16 protein-coding genes are annotated in these 22,410 nt (G+C 49.6%); 6 read left to right on the top strand and 10 right to left on the bottom strand.

Annotated elements, in window-relative coordinates:
- Positions 1-58: 58 nt before the first annotated feature.
- From A7981_RS01695 to fae, 9 genes are all read right to left on the bottom strand, one after another.
- The gene (locus A7981_RS01695; RefSeq protein ID WP_165595529.1) at positions 59-4,210 is read right to left on the bottom strand and encodes an OmpA family protein; all 4,152 of its coding nucleotides are present in this window, start codon (positions 4,208-4,210) and stop codon (positions 59-61) included.
- Positions 4,207-10,359, bottom strand: coding sequence for an SdrD B-like domain-containing protein (locus A7981_RS01700; RefSeq protein WP_067263113.1), 6,153 nt, complete (start codon positions 10,357-10,359; stop codon positions 4,207-4,209). The genes A7981_RS01695 and A7981_RS01700 overlap by 4 nt, the downstream gene beginning before the upstream one ends.
- 170 nt (positions 10,360-10,529) lie before the next feature.
- Positions 10,530-11,231 carry a response regulator transcription factor gene (locus A7981_RS01705; RefSeq protein WP_067263114.1) on the bottom strand — a complete coding sequence of 234 codons (702 nt, stop codon included), beginning with the start codon at positions 11,229-11,231 and terminating at the stop codon, positions 10,530-10,532.
- Positions 11,232-11,249: 18 nt separating this feature from the next.
- Positions 11,250-12,119 carry a dienelactone hydrolase family protein gene (locus A7981_RS01710; RefSeq protein ID WP_067263117.1) on the bottom strand — a complete coding sequence of 290 codons (870 nt, stop codon included), beginning with the start codon at positions 12,117-12,119 and terminating at the stop codon, positions 11,250-11,252.
- 34 nt (positions 12,120-12,153) lie between these two features.
- Entirely contained in the window at positions 12,154-12,750 is a 597-nt protein-coding gene (locus A7981_RS01715; RefSeq protein ID WP_067263121.1) for an ABC-type transport auxiliary lipoprotein family protein, read from the bottom strand.
- Positions 12,751-12,811: 61 nt separating this feature from the next.
- Positions 12,812-13,762 carry an MlaD family protein gene (locus A7981_RS01720; protein ID WP_067263124.1) on the bottom strand — a complete coding sequence of 317 codons (951 nt, stop codon included), beginning with the start codon at positions 13,760-13,762 and terminating at the stop codon, positions 12,812-12,814.
- Between the two features lie 3 nt (positions 13,763-13,765).
- Complete coding sequence (locus A7981_RS01725) at positions 13,766-14,557, bottom strand: ABC transporter ATP-binding protein (protein ID WP_067263127.1); 792 nt, start codon at positions 14,555-14,557, stop codon at positions 13,766-13,768.
- Positions 14,554-15,669: an ABC transporter permease gene (locus A7981_RS01730; RefSeq protein WP_067263131.1), complete on the bottom strand. Its 1,116-nt coding sequence runs from the start codon at positions 15,667-15,669 to the stop codon at positions 14,554-14,556. The genes A7981_RS01725 and A7981_RS01730 overlap by 4 nt, the downstream gene beginning before the upstream one ends.
- 164 nt (positions 15,670-15,833) lie before the next feature.
- A complete protein-coding gene (gene fae / locus A7981_RS01735) occupies positions 15,834-16,382 on the bottom strand; it encodes a formaldehyde-activating enzyme (RefSeq protein WP_067263136.1) in 549 nt (182 codons plus the stop codon).
- Positions 16,383-16,512: 130 nt separating this feature from the next.
- Here fae and A7981_RS01740 point away from each other — a divergent pair, with 130 nt between their 5' ends.
- From A7981_RS01740 to A7981_RS01755, 4 genes are all read left to right on the top strand, one after another.
- Positions 16,513-16,932 carry a secondary thiamine-phosphate synthase enzyme YjbQ gene (locus A7981_RS01740; RefSeq protein ID WP_067263141.1) on the top strand — a complete coding sequence of 140 codons (420 nt, stop codon included), beginning with the start codon at positions 16,513-16,515 and terminating at the stop codon, positions 16,930-16,932.
- Between the two features lie 130 nt (positions 16,933-17,062).
- A complete protein-coding gene (locus tag A7981_RS01745) occupies positions 17,063-18,304 on the top strand; it encodes a Bcr/CflA family multidrug efflux MFS transporter (RefSeq protein ID WP_067263143.1) in 1,242 nt (413 codons plus the stop codon).
- Positions 18,305-18,414: 110 nt separating this feature from the next.
- Positions 18,415-19,020, top strand: a complete 606-nt coding sequence (locus A7981_RS01750; protein ID WP_067263146.1) for an NAD(P)H-dependent oxidoreductase — start codon at positions 18,415-18,417, stop codon at positions 19,018-19,020.
- A gap of 35 nt (positions 19,021-19,055) precedes the next feature.
- Positions 19,056-20,894, top strand: a complete 1,839-nt coding sequence (locus tag A7981_RS01755; protein WP_067263149.1) for a monovalent cation:proton antiporter-2 (CPA2) family protein — start codon at positions 19,056-19,058, stop codon at positions 20,892-20,894.
- Here A7981_RS01755 and A7981_RS01760 read toward each other — a convergent pair.
- Complete coding sequence (locus tag A7981_RS01760; protein WP_067263153.1) at positions 20,885-21,313, bottom strand: CBS domain-containing protein; 429 nt, start codon at positions 21,311-21,313, stop codon at positions 20,885-20,887. The genes A7981_RS01755 and A7981_RS01760 overlap by 10 nt on opposite strands.
- Positions 21,314-21,436: 123 nt before the next feature.
- Between A7981_RS01760 and A7981_RS01765 the strand changes: the two genes are divergently transcribed.
- A complete protein-coding gene (locus A7981_RS01765) occupies positions 21,437-21,946 on the top strand; it encodes a MarR family winged helix-turn-helix transcriptional regulator (protein ID WP_067263156.1) in 510 nt (169 codons plus the stop codon).
- Between the two features lie 58 nt (positions 21,947-22,004).
- Complete coding sequence (locus A7981_RS01770) at positions 22,005-22,388, top strand: nuclear transport factor 2 family protein (RefSeq protein WP_067263159.1); 384 nt, start codon at positions 22,005-22,007, stop codon at positions 22,386-22,388.
- Positions 22,389-22,410 lie beyond the last annotated feature (22 nt).

Here is a 22,410-nt window from a genome sequence, read left to right on the forward strand (position 1 = left end):
TTTCAATCCAGAAATTTCAATCCAAGTGACCCTCTAAATTCTTCACTTATGTCTCGTGTTAAATCGTACCTAATACATTCACGAAAAAGCCGCGACTACGGTATGAAAGATTGGTCAGGTCATCAGAGTAATCGGTGAAATTGTAGCCAACCCCTGCCTTGACGCCTTTGCCCATGTGCCGATAGATGCCGAGTAATGCGCCGGCACGGGCATCTTTTGCTTCAGTAGCACTTAAGTTACGAAACTCGACGAGGGCATCCCATTCTTTAACAAAATGCCAATCAGCGCGTAACACCCAAAGATCGGCACGACTGGTGAACCACTCACCATTCACCTTGTTGTCTTTTAGCTCACCGATACGGAATGCATATTTGCCGCCCAGTGATAACCAGGGTTTGACATCGTAGATGGTGTCTACTGAGAACACCTGACTGCGCTGCGCATAGTCGGCGACCGATCCAGATGGCGCCAGTTGACCGGGAGATGGAAGATTGTAGAAGTTGGTGTACTTGAACAAGGTATTCCAACGGTCATTGCTGATGGGGCGATAGGCAGCCCCGGTCACGATCTCATGGTAATCGCCATCGTAGAATGCGCCTTGGTTGTTATCAGAGATCGACCAGTTGAGTTTGCCTAGCATTCTCCATTCGGGTGTTGCCTGATAGCCCAATGTGTTGCGGAAAAGCCATGTTTTACGCTCACCCGCTACATTGCTATCTTCATCGCGAAACTCGGCATTGCCGCTATATTTGGTCTTGTCGCGCTTGTATCCGGCAGAGATGCTTACGGCTTTACGGTCAAGGTCACCCGCTAACGGGTCTGATACCGTACCCATTTCGCCTTTACCACCGAAATTCCAGTAATCGTTGGCGGCATAATCCAAACCGAAAGCATTAATCAGGCTTTGCGGACCAGCGCCATTGGTTGAACGTGTTTCGCCGAATACGCGCATCTCATCGGACACACGGTAAGATGAGCCTGATACCAGCGTGCCTTGTCTGCCGCGCCAAACACTATCAGGGCGTTCACTTTCGACAATATAGTTGGAGTAAGCACTATGACGGTCAGAGAGACGATATTCAGTACCAAGTTTGAGGCCTGGCCCCAAATTACCCTGAGAGCCTTCGGCTACGACCTTGATTCGGTCGGTGATGCGCCAGCTCATGCCCAGACCTGCGCGGTTGTTTGGGTCACGCGTCTCATCCCGGGCCAGTGTGCCTTGCGTATAGCCGTAAGCTGCCCAGTCTTCCTTTTCATCTGGTTGACCGCCCTCTTTCAACGGGGTGTAATCCAGACGGATCTGCGTATCGGTTCGGTCACCTGTTTGCGATAGTAGCGAGCTTGCGTTGGCAACGTTGACGTTACGGTTATCCTGACGAACAGCTACACCGAGCAGCCATATCGGGCTGAGTTTTTGACGTATGCCGACCTCGCCTGCCTGCGTATCCATCGTGTCAGATTGCCTGACATCGGCTTTCGCATCGAGCTGCGTGTTTTCTGTGAGTTGAACACTACCTTTCAAACCTTGCTGGCTGACTTGCTCGCCGGTAGAGGTGATCTGTCCCGGGGCTGAGAATCCACGTTCGCGCTCCTGCGCATAGGCGGTGATTTTGCCTTTGGCACTGTCGGTGACTTCAGCTAGATCGACCGAGCCTTCAACGCGGAAAGCCTTGGCTGCCTCACCCGTGGCCGTCAAACCACTGAATGCAAAACCGCCATCCAGTGAGGTTTGCGCGCCATCGCCAGCACCATCTGACTTAGCGGTTTCTAGCTTGATATAGGTGCCGGGTTTGTAACGAATCGTTGTATCAAGCCCTTGCAGTTTCTGCTCGTTGAGGCCCTCACCCTGCTTATAGCCAGTGATACCCAGTTGCCAGTGATCATTGACCCATTGGCTGGCACGTCCGCCGACTGAGAAATTCTCAACCGACGTCAGGCCCGGTACGTATTCGTAGCTTGAGACCAAATAGAGGGCGTTGCCGTTGAGAGATGATGTGCTGATGAGACCGGAGGCTGAACCAGTCGAATTCAATGGTTCACGCAATGTGATGCGACCCTGAATATAGTTGATTTCATAGTCTTGTGCGGGCGACAGTAATTTACGCTCGATCACTAATCCTGAGTCACGGTCACGCACTTCGACCCATACGCGTTCAGAGCCCATGGTCAGTGCCTGATGACGCAAGTAGTACAGCGAACCACCAGTGCCGCGGAACTCATCGCGTGAGCCAAGTGTACCGGGATCGGCCGCAAAACCATCCACCTGCGTGGATTTTTCGCCATACGTGGTTGTGCTATCTGAGCGGTACCGTGCATTCGCACCATAAAGCCCACGTGAGTATTGAATCAGCTCAGTACCGCTCCACGATGTCTTGAAGTTACCCCACATGACGTGCGAATCACCACGTGCCAGTTTGACATAGAATTTACCCTGCGTTGGCGCATCATCTACGGTGGTGCTGTCATCGCCATAGACTGGGTAATACAGATCGGGGTTGATGTTGCGCAGCAGGTAGCGTGGGTCTTTGGATGAGAAGTTCGAGAACAGGTCTCCCAAAGGTTGCTCGCGGGTATCAGCGGCAGCGGTCAGCAGGTATTCACCTTTGACCTTGCCTTTTAGGTAGAACGCACCGCGACCATCTACATAGCCATTGCCATCGTAATGTTGTTTATCACCTGTGACTAATTGCGCGGGGCCACTCACATGGTTGTTACCTGCCGTGAGGTCACCCATGGCGACATAGAACCAGTCATCCGCTGCGATATTCAGGTTGCGCCTGAAGGTGGTAGATTCACCATCTGGTTCGATCATTTTCACTTCGACCGTGTTAGGGCCTGATGGCACGATCTGTTTCATGGCGAATTTACCAGCGCTATCTATCGGTATATCAAGCCCGAATGCCTCGATACGCTGCCCGGGTTGCAGATGGGTACCATTGACAGTGACCGTACCACCCTTGACCGCAATATTGCGCAAGCTCAGGCTGTTCTCGCCATAACCGATGAAGTCTTCCTTGCCCGGTTGCAGGTCATTATTCGCTGGCGGGTGAACCAGGAGCGTTAGCGGTTTGAGCACACTTTCATCAAAATGGCCTTGTGCATCATATACGCGCAGCAGGAACATGATTTGATCCGGTCCTGTCAGCGGTGTTTGCCACGTGGTGACGCCATTCCAGTTAACTGGCAGGATCTCAATCGGCGTTTCTTGTACTTGCTGACCCGGTTTGAATAATCGAATCTCAGCTTTCTTGATCCAAGGCAGGTAGTTTGCCCATGCGCGGAAGGTGGCTTTTTCACCACGGACGATACCGTTGGGTGTTACCCAGGCATTCATTTGCGGCAATGTAGAAAGATTGTCGAATCTCACCTGAATATCCGCTTTTTCCAGCGCGACATCCGTACAGCGCTGGCGATCAGCTTCAAGCGGCGTGTTGTTCAGGTCGAGCGGCTCACCATCTACCGAGATGCGGAAAGGTGCATTGGAATGCGCTGTCGATACGGTTTCACACGCTGAGCGGATAGGGGTGGGCAAAGGCGCGGCCAAAATGGGTTGGTCAAACCATACCCTGATTTCCACGCGGCGGTTCTTGGACATGCCGGCTGGCGAGTTATTGGCTGCGATAGGTTTGGTTTCCCCAAAGCCCTTGATGCCGACCTGCGTCTCGCTTAAGCCCATCTTTTCTTTTAGATATGCGCCAACCGACAATGCGCGTGCTTCTGATAATCCCTGATTAGTACCAAAGATTGCACGACCATTGGGGGATAAGCCTTGATTATCTGTATGGCCCGCGATATCGATACGGACACCAGGTTTGCCTGCAAGCTGTTTTACAAGATCGTCCAACTCGCTTTTTGAAATAGCGGTGAGATCAGCCTTACCGGATTCAAACTGTGCAGCGCCTGCGCGCTCGACCAGTACTCTGGTTATCTCGGGTTGGATTTGCGGTGCCGTAGCTGCCGCTGCTTTCATGGCCTGCAATATGCTACTGGTCACACCGGATGGTAGTGGGTATGCAATGCTTTGTATTTCACTGGGTGGCGGTAGTGCTGTGATCTCCACCCTGCCATTGTCTATACGCTTGCCTGTGTCGTGAATAAAGTCGGCGGCAGAGGTGTTTTGAATCGGATTTTCATTATTGAGTGCATCGGCATGGGCGTTGCCGATGATCAAACTGATCGCGAGTGCGATGGCACGTTTTGGCATGATCATGGCTGTGCCTCCAATGCTGTTTCAATCACTAGCGGGTAGGCAGGCGGATCTTGCTTATTATCTTTAGCTTTTTGTTTCCACAGCGTGCGGATGGCATCAGCTACTGCATCCAAGCGTTTCTTGGCTAGAGCAGCATCACTATTTTTTGGGTCATAAGCGATACGCAATACAGAGGGACGTTCAGCAAGGCGGTCGCAAAGGGCAGGTAATGATTGCTGCCACTCTGGTAACAGGGATGACTGATTATCTGCAAATGCACCCGCGTTCAGATCAATACGGATCACGCGATGTACGGTAGCGCCAAAGTTTAGTTTGACCATCTTGCCGCGCGTTACCCTTACATCGCGCGGATTTTCAGTCGTCATGCGATAACCGGATGGTAAGGTGCGCTCATCCAGCTTCATGACAAAATTTGCCCCATGATCACTATCCGGAATGTCAGCACAAGTGACATGGAAGCGACCTTCTGCATCTGTCGTGATCAATAAGCCACGTACAGTGACCACTCGCACATTGGCAATGCCAGGCTCGCCTTCGTCCTGATAACCATTGGCATTTTTGTCATCGAATACTTTGCCGATGATGTCGGAACAATCAAAGGTAGGGTCTGGGTTAACGCGCACAGTCGCATTTGCAACGTTGGAAACCAGCGTGCCCAGAAGGTTATTCAGTGCCCATGCCTGATTGATGTACTGGCCTTCGCCGACGCCGGTACCAACCACTAACATCAGTTTATAGGTCTTCTTTTCACCGGCGGTGAAGTTCTGATTGGCCCAAGTCAGATCGCGTCCGGCTATCGTGGGTTCTAGTGCATTGCCATTAAGCGTTGCGGAGCCACTACGGTATTTGAAGCCTGGCGGTAAGCGATCTTGTATGTTGATATTGCTTAATGCCGCAGCTAGCGTATTGGTCGCTGTGATGGTGTAAGGCACCAAGTCACCTTTGGTGACATTCACCAGCGGCGTGGTCTTGCTGATGATTAGCGCGCCACCAAGCACCGGATCGATCGGTATGTGATTGTTGATGATATTGCGGGAAGCAGCATCCAAATCGAAATTGAAATAGTAGCGAGTCGTTGTGGTACCGAAACCATTTGCAAAAGAACCATCGGCGGTGGTGGCAGTGCAGGTTGCCGGGTTGTGTGCTGTTACGCCAACCGCTGGTGCGCCATTGTTCTGTTGTACGAGTGATGGGTCACTGGTGTTGGTGACCGTTAGTGTTGCAGTACATACAGGTATCATGGTGGATGGGATCGGCGCGTATCCTTCCGGATAAGTCGTGATCGTCAGCGTATAAACGCCAGCAGGTGAGCCGGGGTTTAGTAGAAATTGATAGATACCATCTGCGCCTGTCGTCTGTGAGGCAGTACCGCCCACTACGTGTATCGCAGGGTTAAAACCAGCCGGGCCCGAGATGGTGACAGTAGCACCTGCAACGGCCAAACGTGTTACTGCATCATAGACCACACCAGCTGGGTCAAGCGGCAAGCTTTGCTCTAAGATGTTATCGCCAACATCGAGTGTAAGGCCGCTTAACGAGCCATCGGTATTGGTAGCACCTGCTGGGTTTGTCGTTGTGTTTGGGACGCCATTGGTATAACTGGCACCATCTTCATTTGGGCGTGCCTGACCGTATATCAGCCCCGTTGTTGGGTGACGGAATTGAATCTTGTAACCAGATCCCGCCGGGATGTTTGTGAATGCATAGGCACCGTTAATGCCGCTGATTTGACGAGTGATTTCTGTTGCAATCAATGTGCCGTTCTTTAGTAACTCTACAATCCATCCGTTTTGCGGTTGATCAACCGATGGGCTGCCGCTATCAAATATGCGGTCATGATTCAGATCAAGCCATACATGACCGCTGACATTGGCAACTCCCGCAGAATTAACTATTTCACCAAAGTTGTAGCCGGTGCCATTGACCCCTGATGTAGCTAGATTCACCGTGAATCGGTCATTGATATGGGCACCGATCTGTCCAATATTACCGACTTGATCGCCACCATCGTTATAGCCGACTGGCTGTGTTTCAATCACGGTATAACCTGCGCCATTGGAAAGTGGCAGCCCACTGAATATCCAGCTGCCATTGGCAGCAGTTTGTACTGTACAACTAGGAATGACCGTACAAATATTATTGCCCGTGGCCGTGGTACCAGATAAGGTCAATGTTGTACCGGGGATGCCAGGCTCAGCAGGATCAAACAGGCCATCGTTATCGTTATCAACGAATACAGTGCCGGAAAGAGAAACACTTAATTCGCCAAAGTTGTATGCGGTAGCGGCGGTATTGGCCGGGAGAACGAGCCTCAATTGGTCATTGGTGACAACCGTACCTCCTGCGCTACCCAGCGTATCCTGCCCATCGGTGTAATCTGCTGGCTGGGTTTCAACCAGGGTATAGCCACTTGCATTTGAGGGCGGTAGATTATCGAAAAGATAACTGCCGTTAACCGTTGAAGTGGTGTTTCTACTGATGGCGTTACCGTAAACATCCGTACCGGTTAGCGTCACGGTCACATTGGGTATGCCATTCTCAGATGCATCTAACACACCATTATTGTTGACATCGCCATAGACGTTACCTGCCACCGACGATTTTTGTACCGTTACCGATGTACACACCTGACTGCTATTGACTTGGCTTGGATCAGCTTCGCTGGTTTTAGCTGTCGCACAATTCTGCAATGTACCGCTTAGTGGAGCGGTGACTATTCTGACTGGAACAGTCAACGTAATAGTTGAAGCGTTAGCCAGTGCGCCAAAACCGCAAGACAGTATCTGTCCTGCCATGTTGCAAGTGCCAGTAGCATTGGTCGTGTTATTTATCCATGAAGGCGCTGCGCCGGAGAATTCCATGCCTGCGGGTAACGTATCTGTCAACGAGGTCAGCGGGCTATCGCCGGGACCATTGTTGGTCACAACCAATGTCCAGTTGAACGGTTGATTGATCTGCACAGTGGAAAGCGATGGCGTTTTGCTTAGGGCAAGGTCGACGCGTACACGTACGGTTGTCGTTTCGCCTTCGCTGTTATTGCTTGCATTGTTGTCAGTTTCATTCGCTGAAATCTGAGCAAGACTAGGATAGCTATCACCACCGGCATTCGGGGCGGTTAAAACTCTAATCGTAAGAAAGCGATTACGGGTCGCGTCAGCAGCAATGGTGTCTGATCCATTAGGGTAAGTACACGTCACTGTCAGTGCGCTTCCGCCAGTCACTGTGCTACCTACGTTGTTACAGATAGGGGCTGCTGTGGGGTTGCCGCCAATCGTGTCGCTGTCACCCAGAAAACGGATAGTTTTTCCAACAGGGGGCGTGATGGTATAGGTGAACTTTAACCCGCTAGCAAGTGACGGCCCATTGTTGACCATGTTGATGGTATAGATCACATTGTTGTTTGCATTGTCACCGCCGCTGGTGGGGTCAAAGCCAAGCGGGTCTACGTTATCGATATTGTTGATTAAGAGATCGATATCTGCGGCATCAACCGTCAGCGTTTGGTTCTGTGCGTTATTGCCATTGTCTGTGCCAGCACTGTTTTCTTTGGTAGAGGTAGTGATCGTTGCCGTGTTAGGAATAGTCCAGGTGGCACCAGCGACTTGTCCTGTTTTCCAATTAGGGCGTATCACGATGGTCACGGTCTGCTCTCCATCGCTATTTAATGTACCCACGCTACAGTTCAATGTTGGTGTTCCAGAGGGGTAGCTTGTGCCTGCTACCAAGCCGGTACAAGTTGTGCTGCCGGTTGGTGTTACTGAAAGTACGGTAAACCCTGGGTCGGCAGCATTTAGCGTAAATACATCAGTCACCACCACGTTTGCCGCTTGCGAGGGACCATTATTTTTAAAAGTTAGAACGTAGGTCGCATTAGTGCCCGCTTTGACGGTGCCGGAGGATAGGGTCTTTGAAACCATTTGGACATCTGCAATCGGTTCGATTGCAATATCAAAGGTCGCTTCATTATTGCTGCGGTCAATATCGCCTTGTGTGGTCGAGTAGGCTGAGGCGCGATTAGTATAGTTACCATCAAGCAATGGGCGGCTGGCTTGAATGGTAAACGTAACGGATTCTCCAGGTGCCAACTCATTGGTAACGCCAGCTTGTTGGGTACAAGTGACGGTTTCACCTGTTGCACAAGAGAATTTGGCTGATGATGAGATTGCCGTGATACCACTGGCCGCATATTCAGGAAGGTGCGCACTTAAATATCCAGGAATCAGGTCACTCACGACGATATTGCTTGCATTGACGTTATCAGGCGTTGCAACGTTGGTTAATACCAATGAATAAGTGAGCGTAGATTCATTAAACTCCAACGTGGCAGGTACACCACCAACGGTCGTTGCACTTTTGGTGAGTGATAGATTGATTGAGTTCGTTAACTGCGTAACGTCGACAGAAGCGGCGGCAGTCGGTATTGCAAACCAGCACTGCGCGCCTACAGTACAAGCTACGCCTGCATTGTTGGTTGCTGTTGCTGCGGCGCCAGTTGCTGTTGTGATAATGGACAGATTGTTGGTATCGGCACCATTCGCTAATATGCCGGTATAGGTACAACTCACTGAGGTATTGGCGCCCGCGGCAATTGGCGCAGCGCAGCTCCAATTGGTGCCACTGGCGCTTACAAAGGTCTCATTCGCCGTGGTAAATGTATCAGTGACGACGATTGTATTCGCCGCTGCACTATTGGGCCCCGTATTGTTGACACGCAATGTGCTGGTGATATTGCTGCCTGCTGCTACTGGGTCAGGGCTACGATTTTTGAAAATACTTAATCCGGCACCCGCTGGTGAAATATTCAGATCCACAGTCGATGTGTTATTGCTCGCTACAGGGTCTGGTGGATTGCCCGCATTATGGGCAATCGTAGCTGTGATATTGTTATAAGACTGTATGTTGGTTACGGTAGGCGCAGTCGCTACAATGCTGATTGTGTCTGTGCGATTTGCATTGAAAGTGCCGCTATTTACGCAGGTGACCAGTGTCGGGCTACCAGAAGGCGAGCATGACCAATTTGCGCCAGTGGGCGTTGCTGATACATAAGTAAAACCTGCTGGCAGCTGATAAGTGGCGGTAACGCCATTAGTCGCATTGCTTGGCCCTAGATTGGCAGGATTCAACGTAAATGTCACAGGTTGACCAGATATCCCCGGGGTCGGGTTAGGTGTGTTTTGCGTGATTCGTAAATCCGAACCGGCATTGATGGTAACTGATCCAGTCGGGCTATTATTGGCGGTATCCGGGTCGGTGACGGCCGAGGTGATGTTTGGATTAAGTGTGACGGTTCCAGACGATGCGCCAGAAACCTTTGTGATGAGGTTCAAGCCGCTAAACGTACTTCCATTTATTAACGTCGGGCCATTACAGGTCACTACATTCCCTGCCAATGAACATGAAAACCCACCACCACTTGCCGAGACATAAGTCAGCGTAGATGGCAGGGTGATACTCACTGACGTGTTGGTTGCCGTATTTGGTCCATTATTGCCGCCGCTGATAGCCCAAGTGACATTGCCCCCACCTGTTACAGGGTCTGGTGATCCAATGACAGTGGCATAAACATCCGCTCCATTATTGATGGTGGTGTTTTGGCTTTCGGTGTTATTTGCAGCATTGCTTTCTGCGCTGGCAGTGGAAGTCGTTGCTGAGAGATTGATGGTTGAACCAGTGCTGGCGGTTGTTTTTATTTGAAGGGTAATGGTTTTTGCCGAACCGCCACTTGCCGTTCCGGTCAGCGTGCCGAGGTTACACGTCACTGTTCCTGCTGCTTCACTGCAGGTAGAAATGCCATCGTCCACGGTAGCGCTTTGGTAGAGGGTCGTTGCTGGTAAGGGGATGTTAACGACGACTGCACTAGCCGGATCATCGCCATTATTATCAATGACGATAGTATAAGTAACGATACCACCTCTTGCGGCAGGGTCAGGCAGGTCGGTGAACGATGGAATCAGAATATCGACTGCTGCGAATGCAGGCAGTGTGAAGCTCATGAGTAAGGCCAACAATACCCATTTGAATTTCTTTTGTGCTCGATAAGGTAGTTGCTGGGGTGTTTGTTTTAGACTGTGTTTGTTTGGTGCTTTGATGATGCGATCAAAGCTCGCCTTTAAGGCACTTAAAGTCTGAATGCTTCCCCGTTTTTGCACACTAATCCCCTGGTATTGCTAAATAAATGACCGCAGTGAGCACTTCTTGGCTGAGCGCTAGATGGAGTGTGGATTGTAGGGAGAGGCGGGGGGTGACTCATTCACGATTTATCACAAAATACTCACCAGAAGCTCACACTCTGAGTGGCGAGGTGTGATGACTTGCTGGTTTATGGGTTGGCGTGGTCTGGGGCAAACGTGTAGCCAACACCCCTGACTGCGATCATGGGGAAGTTTTCAATACCGATTTTTGCTACTTTTTTTCTTAGGCGACTAAATAACATATCGAGCCGATGCTCATGGTAATAGTCAGCTTCACGGCGGTGCCCCAATGCTTCGATTAATTTTTCACGTGAGATGGTAATACCGGGTTGCCGTACAAGCATATTGACCAAAGTGCGTTCGGATGCCGTCATCGCAATGCGTTTGCCATGAGGTGAGATGAGGAACCAGCCTTCATTATCAAGCCGCCATTGAGTCGTGTTTTCAGGCCTAGGGGGTAATTTGATGCGTTTGGCCAGATTGAGTATATTGGCTGCAAGCTCTTTTAACTCAACCGGCTTGACTAAATAGATATCTGCGCCGCCGTGCAATCCGCGTAGTCTGTCTTCCAGCATATTGCGCGCTGTCAGCATGATGATGCCGATGTGCTTATCTACCCGCAAGTGTTCTGCGATGGAGAATCCATCTTCACCCGGCAAGCCGATATCTAGAATGATGATATCTGCCGGTTTATGCAGAAGATCACGATATAGTTCGCGCGAACCGGAAAAGCCGCGCACATCGAAATTATGCTCACGTAGACCTAAAAACATTTCTTCGCGCAGGTCTTCATCATCTTCAACTAGGCAAACGCTTACTGGATAAGGCACTTACTTAACTCCAAACTGTCATGAAAGATGGCTGGCGAGCCACACTTGCAACTTAAGCCAAGCGTTGGCTGCGATCTCTGGTTTATAACTTGGGCGGTAATCTGCAAAGAAAGCATGCCCCGCATCAGGGTAGAGCATGATCTCGGAGCCGTTGCCCGTTGCCTTCAGTAATTGCCGCATATGCTCGACGTTTGCTGTGGGAATGCTTTGGTCATTGGCGCCATACAGGCCGAGTACCGGCGTTTTTAAGCTGGTCGCGATATCAATCGGGTACTGTGGTTGCAGTTCGGTGACTTGACCTTCTAGCTTGCCATACCATGCGATGCCGGTACGTACATTGGGATTATGTGCGCAATATAACCATGTGATACGCCCGCCCCAACAAAACCCTGTGATGCCTAAACGGCTGGTATCGCCTTGCTGATGATCTGCCATCCATTTAACGGTTGCATCCAGATCTTGCATCACCTGTTTGTCTGGCACCTTGCTCACTACTTTGCTGATGATCTCTTTCATATCGGATATCTGTGAGACATCACCCTGGCGAATGAAGAGCTCAGGTGCGATAGCGGTATAACCCAATTTTGCAAGGCGGCGACATACATCACGAATATGCTCATGTACGCCAAAAATCTCCTGCACGACTAACACCACGGGAAACGAACCCGCTCTTGCCGGTTTAGCGAGATAAGCGGGAATCGAGATATCAGCGGTTGGAATACTGACTTCTTCGCTCGTGATGCCCGATGAATCGGTGAAGATGGTTTCTGCGCTGATTGGCCTGACTGCCATTGCGAAACCAGTGGCGAGTAAGCCGGTAATAAACCCTCTACGTCCGGTATGCGTATGTTCTGCAGTTTGATTCTTATTGGATTGCTTTATGGGCATGACAATCTCCTAAAATTGGCTAGTGCGGGGCTGCTTAGTGACAACCCGGTGCATTTTCAACCGCCGTGTTGCCCCAAGTGACGGCTTTTTGCAATGCAATCGAACTGGCTTTTGTCAGGGCGGCAACCCCGCCTTTTGCGTCACTGGATGATGCGGTTGCTGACTCTTCGATCATGGTGCTCGCTAATATCTTGCGGGATTTCTTTTCAATCAATATTGCATTCATCTGCACGATAGCACTACTTTTCGTTGGGCTATCGAATATATGGTCAAAAGTATCCAACTCTATTTTTAAATTGCAGTTAGGCAATGGGGTCTCGCTCGTTTTAACCACGGACCTTAATTGGAGGCTAAGCAGCTGTGCTGGTGCTGTGGTCCAGCGGCTTTCCGTGTAAGTAAGTACTTGCGCTGGGTTTTTGTAATTGAGGCGATAGCGTATTCGATTATTGTTTAATGCATCGACCGCTGTGATCGCATCGATTGCAATTTGGCTGGTCACGGTTTCTTTGGATGCTATAGACGGGACGCCAAAATCATATAAGACGGGGCCACTTTTGGCTTGCTTATCCACATTGATGCTGAGACATGCTGCTAACAGCGATGTGGTGATAAGTAATATTAAATAGCGCATATAAGCTCTCATGATTTAGATTTTACTATCGAATGGATAACTGGCGATCGATCACTGGTAATTAAGGCGCTGCTTTGAAACCTTGTTCCCCCGGGCCGGGAGCCGCTTGCGGTTTGCCGACTAATAAACTTTGCGGGTTATCTTCTATGGTATAGATCAACTGGTTGAGATTCTGCACATCCTGATTCAGGCTATCGGTCAGCCGATTGATGCGCGGGAGCGTCTCATTATTTAAAGTAATACTCAGATCGCTAGTGCTTTGTTCTACCGTTTTCGCTAAGCCTTTGACTTCTTTTGCAGTCTCGCCAAGCTCACCAAGCACAGGCTGGGCGGCATCGGCGGTCTGTTGCAAACTCTTCAATGTGTTGGCGAATTGCGTCTGATTCTTTTCGGACATCATGCCGCTGACACTATTGCCAGCCTTGGTGAGCGAACTGAGCATCGGAGTTATTTTGGTAGAGGCTTGCTCAAGATTAGATACGGTTTTATTCAGCTTCTCGGCATCCAGCTTCTTCATGATTTCGTTGGCACTAGCCGTCATCTCACTACTGCTTTTTAACAGCGTTTGAAATTGCGCGACAAGTTCAGGGCCTTTATCTGAAAGGCTGTCGAGGAAAGAGGGGCGAAGTGGAATCGTGGCACCATCTGCCAAAACAGGGGCTGTCGTGCTGCTATCATCGAGGTTAATAAAGGCTAACCCTGTCACGCCTTGTGTGCGAATCTGGGCATAGGCATCTGTACTAAGTTGCAGACTATCGTCGATCTCGATATGGATGAGGATATTGGTCTTCACTTTGGGGTCGAGGTATAGATCGGTGACTTTGCCGACTTCTACGCCGCGGAATTTTACGGATGCCTCTGTGCTGAGCCCTGTGACTGGCGTGGTGGAGACGATGACATAATCGCGCATCGATTCGCGTGAGCCGCTTAACCACCAGAACGCCATGAACAATGCGAAGCCCAGTATCAGCGTAAATAAGCCGACAGCAATGGCGTGAGAGCGGTTTTCCATAAGTTATTTAGACCTTTCCAGTCGAATACTTACACCTTCAAAAAAGTTTTTAACAAACGGGTGTTCTACTTTGCCTAGTTCCAATAACGGACACGCCGCCACGATCTTTTTATCTGCCAATACGGCAACACGGTCTGCGAGCATGACCAAAGTATCTAGATCATGCGTGACAAAAAGCACGGTCAAGCCTAATGCATGTTTAAGCTGCTTGATGAGCGATACGAATTTCTCGCTACGGTCAGGATCCAGTCCCGCAGTGGGTTCATCAAGCACTAAGAGTTCTGGTTCCAGCGCCAATGCACGCGCTAAACCAACGCGTTTTATCATGCCGCCAGAGAGTTGTGCTGGTAGAAGCTCGCCATGTTTGGGTTCTAACTCTACTAACGCTAACTTATGCATCACCAATTGGTAGATCGTATCCTCATCGAACTGCTTGAGTTCTCGCAACGGAAAAGCGATGTTGTCGAATACGGATAATGCCGAAAACAGCGCCCCTTGCTGGAACAACATGCCGAACCTATTCATCAACCGTTGCTGCGCTACCCGCTCCATCGTGAGTAGATTTTGGCCGAATAACAATATCTCGCCACTGCTAGGTGACGTGAGTCCGACGATATGGCGTAATAACGTCGTTTTGCCGCTACCCGAACCACCGACCAAGGCAATGATCTCACCGCTATTGATCTTGAGGTTAAGGCCTTTGTGGATAACGGTCGTGCCGAATTCGGTGCTGACGTTGCGAATCTCGCAGATCGTCTTATCTTCAGTGACTACTGGTGTCTGTATTTCGTTCATACGCCTATGCTTCTCGTAACGATAGCGAACCACGCATCGAGCAATATTACCGCGGTGATCGCCGTGACGACCGAGCTGGTTGTGCTGCGGCTCAAGCTCTCGGTATTCGGCATGATGCGCAAACCAAAATGACAGGCCACCAGTGTGACGACAAAGCCGAACATCAATCCTTTAATCAGGCTTAGCGTTAAATTCACTGGCTGTACGACCACCGGCAGGTAATCAAAGAAGAAATGGAAACTTAGGCCCAGCTGTATTTTTGCTGAGAGGGCTCCCCCAGCTAGTGCCCAGCCGGATGTCCACATGACGAGGAATGGCGCAACGAAAGTGAGCCCTAACACTTTTGGCAAGATGATGCGCAATATCCGGGAGATACCCATGGTCGTTAGTGCATCGATCTCTTCTGTGACGCGCATAACGCCAATTTGTGCCGTCATTGCAGAACCGGAGCGCCCGGCGATGAGAATAGCCATTAAGATAGGCCCCAATTCACGGATGATGCTAAGCCCAAGAATATTGACGATGAAGATGTCAGCACCGAACATACGCAGTTGCATGGCCATCAAATAGCTCATGGCGACACCGATCATCAGCCCAAGAATCGCAGTGACAGGCAGTGCCGTCACACCGCTCTTGTAGATGTTTGCGCAAAACTCACGCCAGGGAAAATCGTTTGGTCGCCTGATCAGATAGCCGATCTCAAACAACAGCAAACCTACAAGTTGCACAAAGTCGCGCAGGTGGCCGAGAAATATCAGGATGAGATTGCCCCAGTCTTCTATCGGGGTGAGCCAATCGAATTTCTTTTTGGCGTCTTTAAGCGTAGGCAAGCTGCTTAACATCTTGAACAACGAAGTCTGCTCTTCAGTGAGCGAGATGCGGTTATCGAGCTTGCCACCCCAACCCAGAAGTAAAACCGAGGCGCCGGCTGAATCAAGTTGTTCGACGGATTTGAGATCCCAATGCGCAAAAGGATCGACAAAAAATGGGTGCAGCGAATCCTTTAATTCGGAAAAATCATTTTCCAGCGCTCTGAGCGACCATTGCCCCAGCAAACGCACATGGCGTCGTCCTTGGCTATCTTCGTCAATCTGGAAACTTGCTGCCGTCATCCGTCACCTTTGTGATGTTACTCGAGCACTTGTACTTTAACTTTGTTGTACTTTAAATTTTGTTTTTTCGGCAAGATTTTGTTTGTACAAGATACTGATTCTTTTACAAACCTGCACTCCAAATACTGCAATGATTTTGCAGGGATGGCTATTTATATCAGCAGCTAAATCTTACCGTCTAGCCCCATCTGGAAGTATTTATGCACGATCTTCTCTTGATTTTCGAGTAGCCAATCGATGCTTGGTTCATTACTCATGGCTTTATGTATCGCTTTTGCGGTTGCTTCACGGTGAATATCGAACAGGATGCGGTGATCCAAATCATCCTGCTCGATCACTACAGGGTTCAGCCATACAGAAACAATGATGCCCAAGTCATTCGCTTTTTCTTTAGGGATATCGCCATTACGAACGGCATCTAACACACCGTTGGCAATTGCAGCTTGTACGGTGCCCATGAGGATATTGGTATAGCGGGTGTCTTTGACCGTGACCTTGCTCACCATCAATGTAGCAGGGCGCACCATGATGTCTGTATTCAATAATGCAAGAACGCGGGAGTGTCCTTTTACCTGATCGCCCAACAGTGTGCCGAAAGCGGTGCCCATCGGGCCATCCATCTCGCCAATGACGACCTCAGGTTCTGCTGCTGTGCCCACAGGGCCGCCTGCAACAAGGGCTTCACCGGTACGCATATAAATCTTTTCGCTCATTTTTCATTTCCTAACAGATTAATAATATTGTTTTAACGTAAATCGCGCTTAATTGCAAAGCGCCATGATGAGGTTTGGCGCTATATAATTTGGTTTCATCTTTCGTTTCATCCTAGGAGTATCGTTTGATATGAAAAGTTATCGCAAAGAACTATGGTTTAATCCGCCCACCCGTGTGGCCTTTATCAACATCACACCACAAGTGCGTGAGTGTTTGCGCGAGAGTGGTGTGCAGGAAGGTTTTGCCTTGGTGAATGCCATGCATATCACCGCCAGCGTCTTCATTAATGACGACGAATCAGGCCTGCATCATGATTATAAAGAATGGCTTGAACGGTTGGCGCCGCATGAGCCTATCCGTAACTATCGTCATAACGACACTGGTGAGGATAATGCAGATGCCCACATGAAGCGGCAGGTGATGGGACGAGAAGTGGTCGTGGCCATTACTGAAGGCAAGCTGGATTTTGGCCCTTGGGAACAGATTTTCTACGGTGAATTCGACGGGCGTCGTAATAAGCGTGTGCTTGTCAAAATCATCGGCGAGTAACATTCTTTTTGCAGGCATCAGGCAAACTATCGCGTGGGATGCCTGTCTAGCATCCACGCTTGATTTTTAGCGTACCCAAGCGCAGGTTTTTTCTTCGTGCGCGTAAATTCTGAAGCAAGAAAGTGTTTTAATGACATCAGATTCAAATAGAGCCAGCCACGTCTTCCCCGGTTGGGTCGTTCTGCTCGGTGTGCTCACTGCTACCGGCCCTTTAGCGATTGATATGTATTTGCCAAGTTTTACGGCGATAGCGACCGGGTTGAATGTGTCGAGTAATTCAGTCGCTTTGACGCTGGTCACATTCTTTATCGGCTTGGCTTTCGGGCAGCTGGTTTATGGACCTGTCAGTGACCGTTTTGGCCGCAAGCCGCCGCTTTATTTCGGCATGTTCTTATATGTCATCGGTTCCATCGGCTGTTATATGTCGGATAGCGTCCTAGCGTTAACTATCTGGCGCTTGGTCGAGGCCTTCGGTGCTTGTGCTGGTATGGTGATCCCGCGGGCGATCGTGCGTGATAGGGCGGCACCTAAGGATGCAGCGCGTATATTTTCTATGTTAATGCTGGTCATGGGCTTGGCCCCGATTCTTGCCCCTTTGCTAGGTGGCTGGATACTTGGTCTCTTTGGATGGCGGGCTATCTTCTTGGTATTGACGATTATCGGCTCCTTATGTTTTCTGATGATCTATCTGCGTCTTGATGAAAGTCACGATACGACCCATGAACCGCCTTTGCAGATAAAAGTCGTGGCATCTAATTACTACCGATTATTCGCCAGCCGTTCTTTTGTCGGTTATACCTTATCTGGTGGTTTGGCTATCGCGGGTATGTTCGCCTATGTGGCTGGTTCACCTTTTATCATTACTGCTTTATATGAGATTCCGCCGCAGCATTTCGGCTTGGTGTTCGGTCTCAATGCCATTGGCCTGATCGGTGCCAGCCAGTTGAATGCTTACCAGCTAAAAAGAAATGTGCCTACGCGTTTGTTACGTAATGCATTACGTGTGACAGCCTCTGCTGGTGGTGGGATGCTCTTATTGGAACTAGTATTCAGGCATCAGGGGCTTGTGCCCTTCCCTTTGATACTGATTGCACTGTTTTTATATGTTGCCAGTATCGGTTATGTCAGCCCTAATTCCAGTGCGTCTGCCTTAGCCACGCATGGCCAACAGGCAGGTACTGCTTCTGCCCTGATGGGTGCATTGCAGTTCGGCTTAGGAACAGTCGCTGGTGTTGCTATCGGCATATGGCATGATGGCAGTGCACTACCGCTTTCAGCGGTGATGGCTATTTGCGGGATAGGTGCCTGGGCCGTGCATTATTTTCTGGTGTTGCGACCTGTAAAATCTAGCCTAGCGGACGAGTCTATTTGATTTAAAAGACTGTTTGAGCCAGAAGCCGGTCATTGCAGTAAAATAAACTCAATATTCTTAAATCTCTGGTTTTGCCGGATGATATTCGCAGTCCATTCAGGAAATCATAAATGAGCAACAAGATACTCATCATATTTGCCCACCCTAATTACGAATCATCTCGTATCAATAAGGCCTTGATGGTGGCTGCACAACACAATGCAGATGTGACATTCCATGATTTGTATGAGCATTATCCCGAGCAGATGATCGATGTGTCGGTCGAGCAGGCACTTATGGAGGCGCACGATATCGTCGTGCTTCAGCATCCACTCTATTGGTATTCATGTCCTGCGTTGATGAAAAGCTGGATAGATGCTGTGCTGACCTATGGTTGGGCCCATGGGGAAGGTGGCGCGGCGTTGAAGGGAAAATCTTGGGTACATGCCATCTCTAGCGGTGGTGCAGCGGCGGTATACCAGCGTATGGCCTATAACCAATTCTCTATTGCTGAATTATTACGCCCATTTGAGCAGACCGCTACCTTGTGCGGCATGGATTATCTACAACCATTTTTGACGCAGGATGTTAACCAAGTGACGGATGCTGATCTGCAAATGCGGGCAAATCAATATGCAGCTTGGCTACAAGACCTTGTCGATGGAAATCTGCCGCCTGCCGTGCGAACAGCACATAGCGAGCAAATTGATTTCCTAGCAAATAATCTTGCTATTTAACCCCTAATATTATTTAAGAAAAAGAACTGTTATCTATGGCTGCTGCCCACCATATCCCTGACTTATTGCTACAAAGCGCGATCTATCTCGGCGTCGCGGTGATGGCAGTACCCATCTCCAAGCGTATCGGCTTGGGGTCTGTGCTTGGCTATTTGCTTGCCGGTATTTTGATCGGCCCATGGGGGCTTGGCTTGATCGACCAGTCCGAGACGGTGTTGCATTTCGCTGAATTCGGCGTGGTGATGATGTTGTTTCTGATCGGGCTTGAGTTAGAGCTCGAAAAACTGCTGGAGCTGCGCATTCCGGTATTTGGCATGGGCGGCCTGCAAGTCATATTGACGGCAGTTGCAGTCTTTGCGCTAGGACTCGCTTTTAAACTGGATTGGCGTTTATCCTTAGTCGTGGGGATGGGCGTCGCCATGTCTTCAACGGCCATCGCCATGCAGACCTTGTCTGAGCAGGGCGTACTTCAACACCCCGCTGGCAGGTCTGCGTTCTCGGTGCTGTTATTTCAAGATCTGGCTGTTATTCCCATCATGGTGTTGTTGTTGATATTAGCGCCCGGCACTGGTACTGGTGAAGGTTTGCATATCGATATATTAGCGATTGTGAAAGCCGTTGGTTTGGTCGTCCTCTTGATACTTGGGGGTAATTATCTTTTGCGCCCGGTATTGCGATACATCGCCAATACCGGACTGCGGGAGATATTTATCGCCTTTGCCTTATTTCTGATCATTGGTGTCTCCATCCTCATGACCTTGGTCGGCTTATCGATGGCGCTTGGGGCATTCATTGCAGGTCTCTTGCTGGCAGATTCTGAGTATAGGCAAGAGTTAGAGCTGGATATCGAACCATTTAAAGGCTTGCTGCTAGGGTTGTTCTTTATTGCCGTGGGGATGTCGGTGAACCTAGAGCTGATATTACAAAAGCCCTTATTCGTGCTAGGGCTGGGTGTAGGTTTTGTTTTGTTAAAAACCGGCCTATTGTTCTCGCTTGCTAAGATATTCCGCCAAAGAACAGCAGATGCTTTGCTTTTTTCGCTAACGCTATCGCAGGTGGGAGAGTTCGCCTTTGTGATATTCAACTCAGCTGCTGACAACAATATCTTCACCACAGAAACGGCCAGCCTGCTCAACTCTGTCGTGGCTATCTCCATGTTGACGACACCTTTATTGATGCTCGGCTATAACGCTTTTAATAGCCGCCGCATGAATCGCAAAGATGAGCGCCATGATGAGTTTGAGGTGCAGCGCCCCGTCATCATTGCGGGCTTTGGCCGTTTCGGTCAGGTCATTACCCGCTTGCTAAACGGCATCGGTATGCCGCCCACGGTGATTGAGCTCGACCCTAACCAGATAGAGCTGGTGCGTAATTTCGGTTTTAAAGCCTATTACGGCGACATCACCCGCCCTGACGTATTGCAAGCCGCAGGTATCGAGAATGCACGGCTATTTGTTTTGGCGATTGATAATCCTGAAGATGCATTGGCGACTGCCCGCTATGTGCAAAAGCATTACCCGCATGTGAAGATACTGGCACGGGCGCGTAACCGTACGTTTGCCGCTGACTATGTCGGCATGGATATCGAATGCGTACGCGAGACCTTCCTTTCGTCCCTGCATCTAGGCGAAAAGATATTGCGCGAGTTGGGCTACTCAGCGTTTCAGGCCTATCGAACCACTTGGCGCTTTCGACAACATGACGAGAACATGATGCGCGAGACCCACGCCATGATGGGGGATATGCAGCAACTGGTGACGCATAGTCACCGCTCCCGCGAAACGCTGGCCAATATTTTAGCGAAAGAGCTTGGTACGGAATCCCAGCCGGGTGATCTCAGCACCGGCTGGGATAAAAAGTTCGATCAGGATTGAATGTAACTTTCCAGCTGCTCGATCAAGAACTGCTGGTATTCGATCGTTTCTTTCACCAAATCGCCAATCGATAATATGCCGACGACTTTCTCACCCTCAAGCACTGGCAAGTGGCGTACGCGTTTGCCTGACATCAGGTTCATACAGTCTTCCACGGTCTCTTCCGGTGAGACTGTGATCAACTTGGATGACATGACTTCAGCCACACTGGTTGTTCTTGATGTACGGCCTTTGAGTACCACTTCGCGCGCGTAATCGCGCTCAGAGATAATCCCTAGCAGTTTCTCTTTTTGTATGACGAGCAATGCGCCTATGTGGAATTTCGCCAGAATGGTCAAGGCGTCATACACAGTGGTATCAGGGGTAACAGACAAGACATTTCTGCCTTTTGATGTAAGTAATTGCCTAACGGTTTTCATGAGCTTCTCCTCAAATTGAATCGATGAACCTGTTTTAGTTATGCACTACTGACCAATCAATATACTCCCAAAAAATCATAAATGCTTGACATAGTTAGTCAGCTAACTATAATGCAGCTAATCATGTTGCAACTACGCGATCTACCCACTAACGACACCCTACAAAAATTCGCCCAGCGGTATCCGCAGGCAGATGTCAGCGCTATTGCGACTTTCCTGCATTTACTCAGGGTAGCTACCGATTTATCAACTGCATTGGATGATTGCCTTAGCCGTCATGGGCTTTTGCAGGGGCGCTGGTGGGTGCTCATATTGCTGATGCGTGAGACCAGCTTGACCTCTGTACCTTCTGCGCTTGCAAATAAAGCAGGGGTAACGCGCGCCACGATGACAGGCTTGATCGATGGTTTGGAGCGTGATGGCTTGGTCGAGCGAATATTTGACCCGGAAGACCGTCGCCGCGTCACAATAAAATTGACGGATAAGGGTCAGTCCAAACTGGATGAGGTCATGCCTGATTATTACAGTCGATTACGCCAATGTATGGCGGGTGTTGATGAAGATAGCCGCGCGCAACTACAGACTATGCTTGGTCTGATCGATACAGGTATTCCTGAATTCACTAAAGCTTAATTTAAAGCACTTATATTTACTTAACATCACTCAATAATTTATCTCAAGGAGATTTACCATGTCTAATCAACAAGAAACTACCAAGCTTATTTCAGAGATCAATACCGCATGGGATGCTGCTTTTAACGCAGGCGATGCAGCACTGGTGACTTCGTTCTACGATGATGGCGCCACCATCTTGCCTTCAGGTTCGCCACAGATCACAGGCAAGGCGGAGATCCAGGCATTCTGGCAGAATCTATTTTCACAAGGTGTGAATGGTCATCATATCGAACTGATTGAAGTCGATGCAGATAACGGTTTGGCGTTTCAGCGAGGTAAATGGAGTGCTGGCGTGACGGATACAGCAGGAGTACGTCAATCGTTTAGCGGTAGTTTGCAATTGGTCTATCGTAAGCAGGCAGATGGCAGCTTAAAAGCGCTTAGCCATATCTGGAATTAAATATTCATTAGCGTATTCATCA

Source organism: Methylovorus sp. MM2, from assembly GCF_001648895.1.
Lineage (GTDB): Bacteria > Pseudomonadota > Gammaproteobacteria > Burkholderiales > Methylophilaceae > MM1.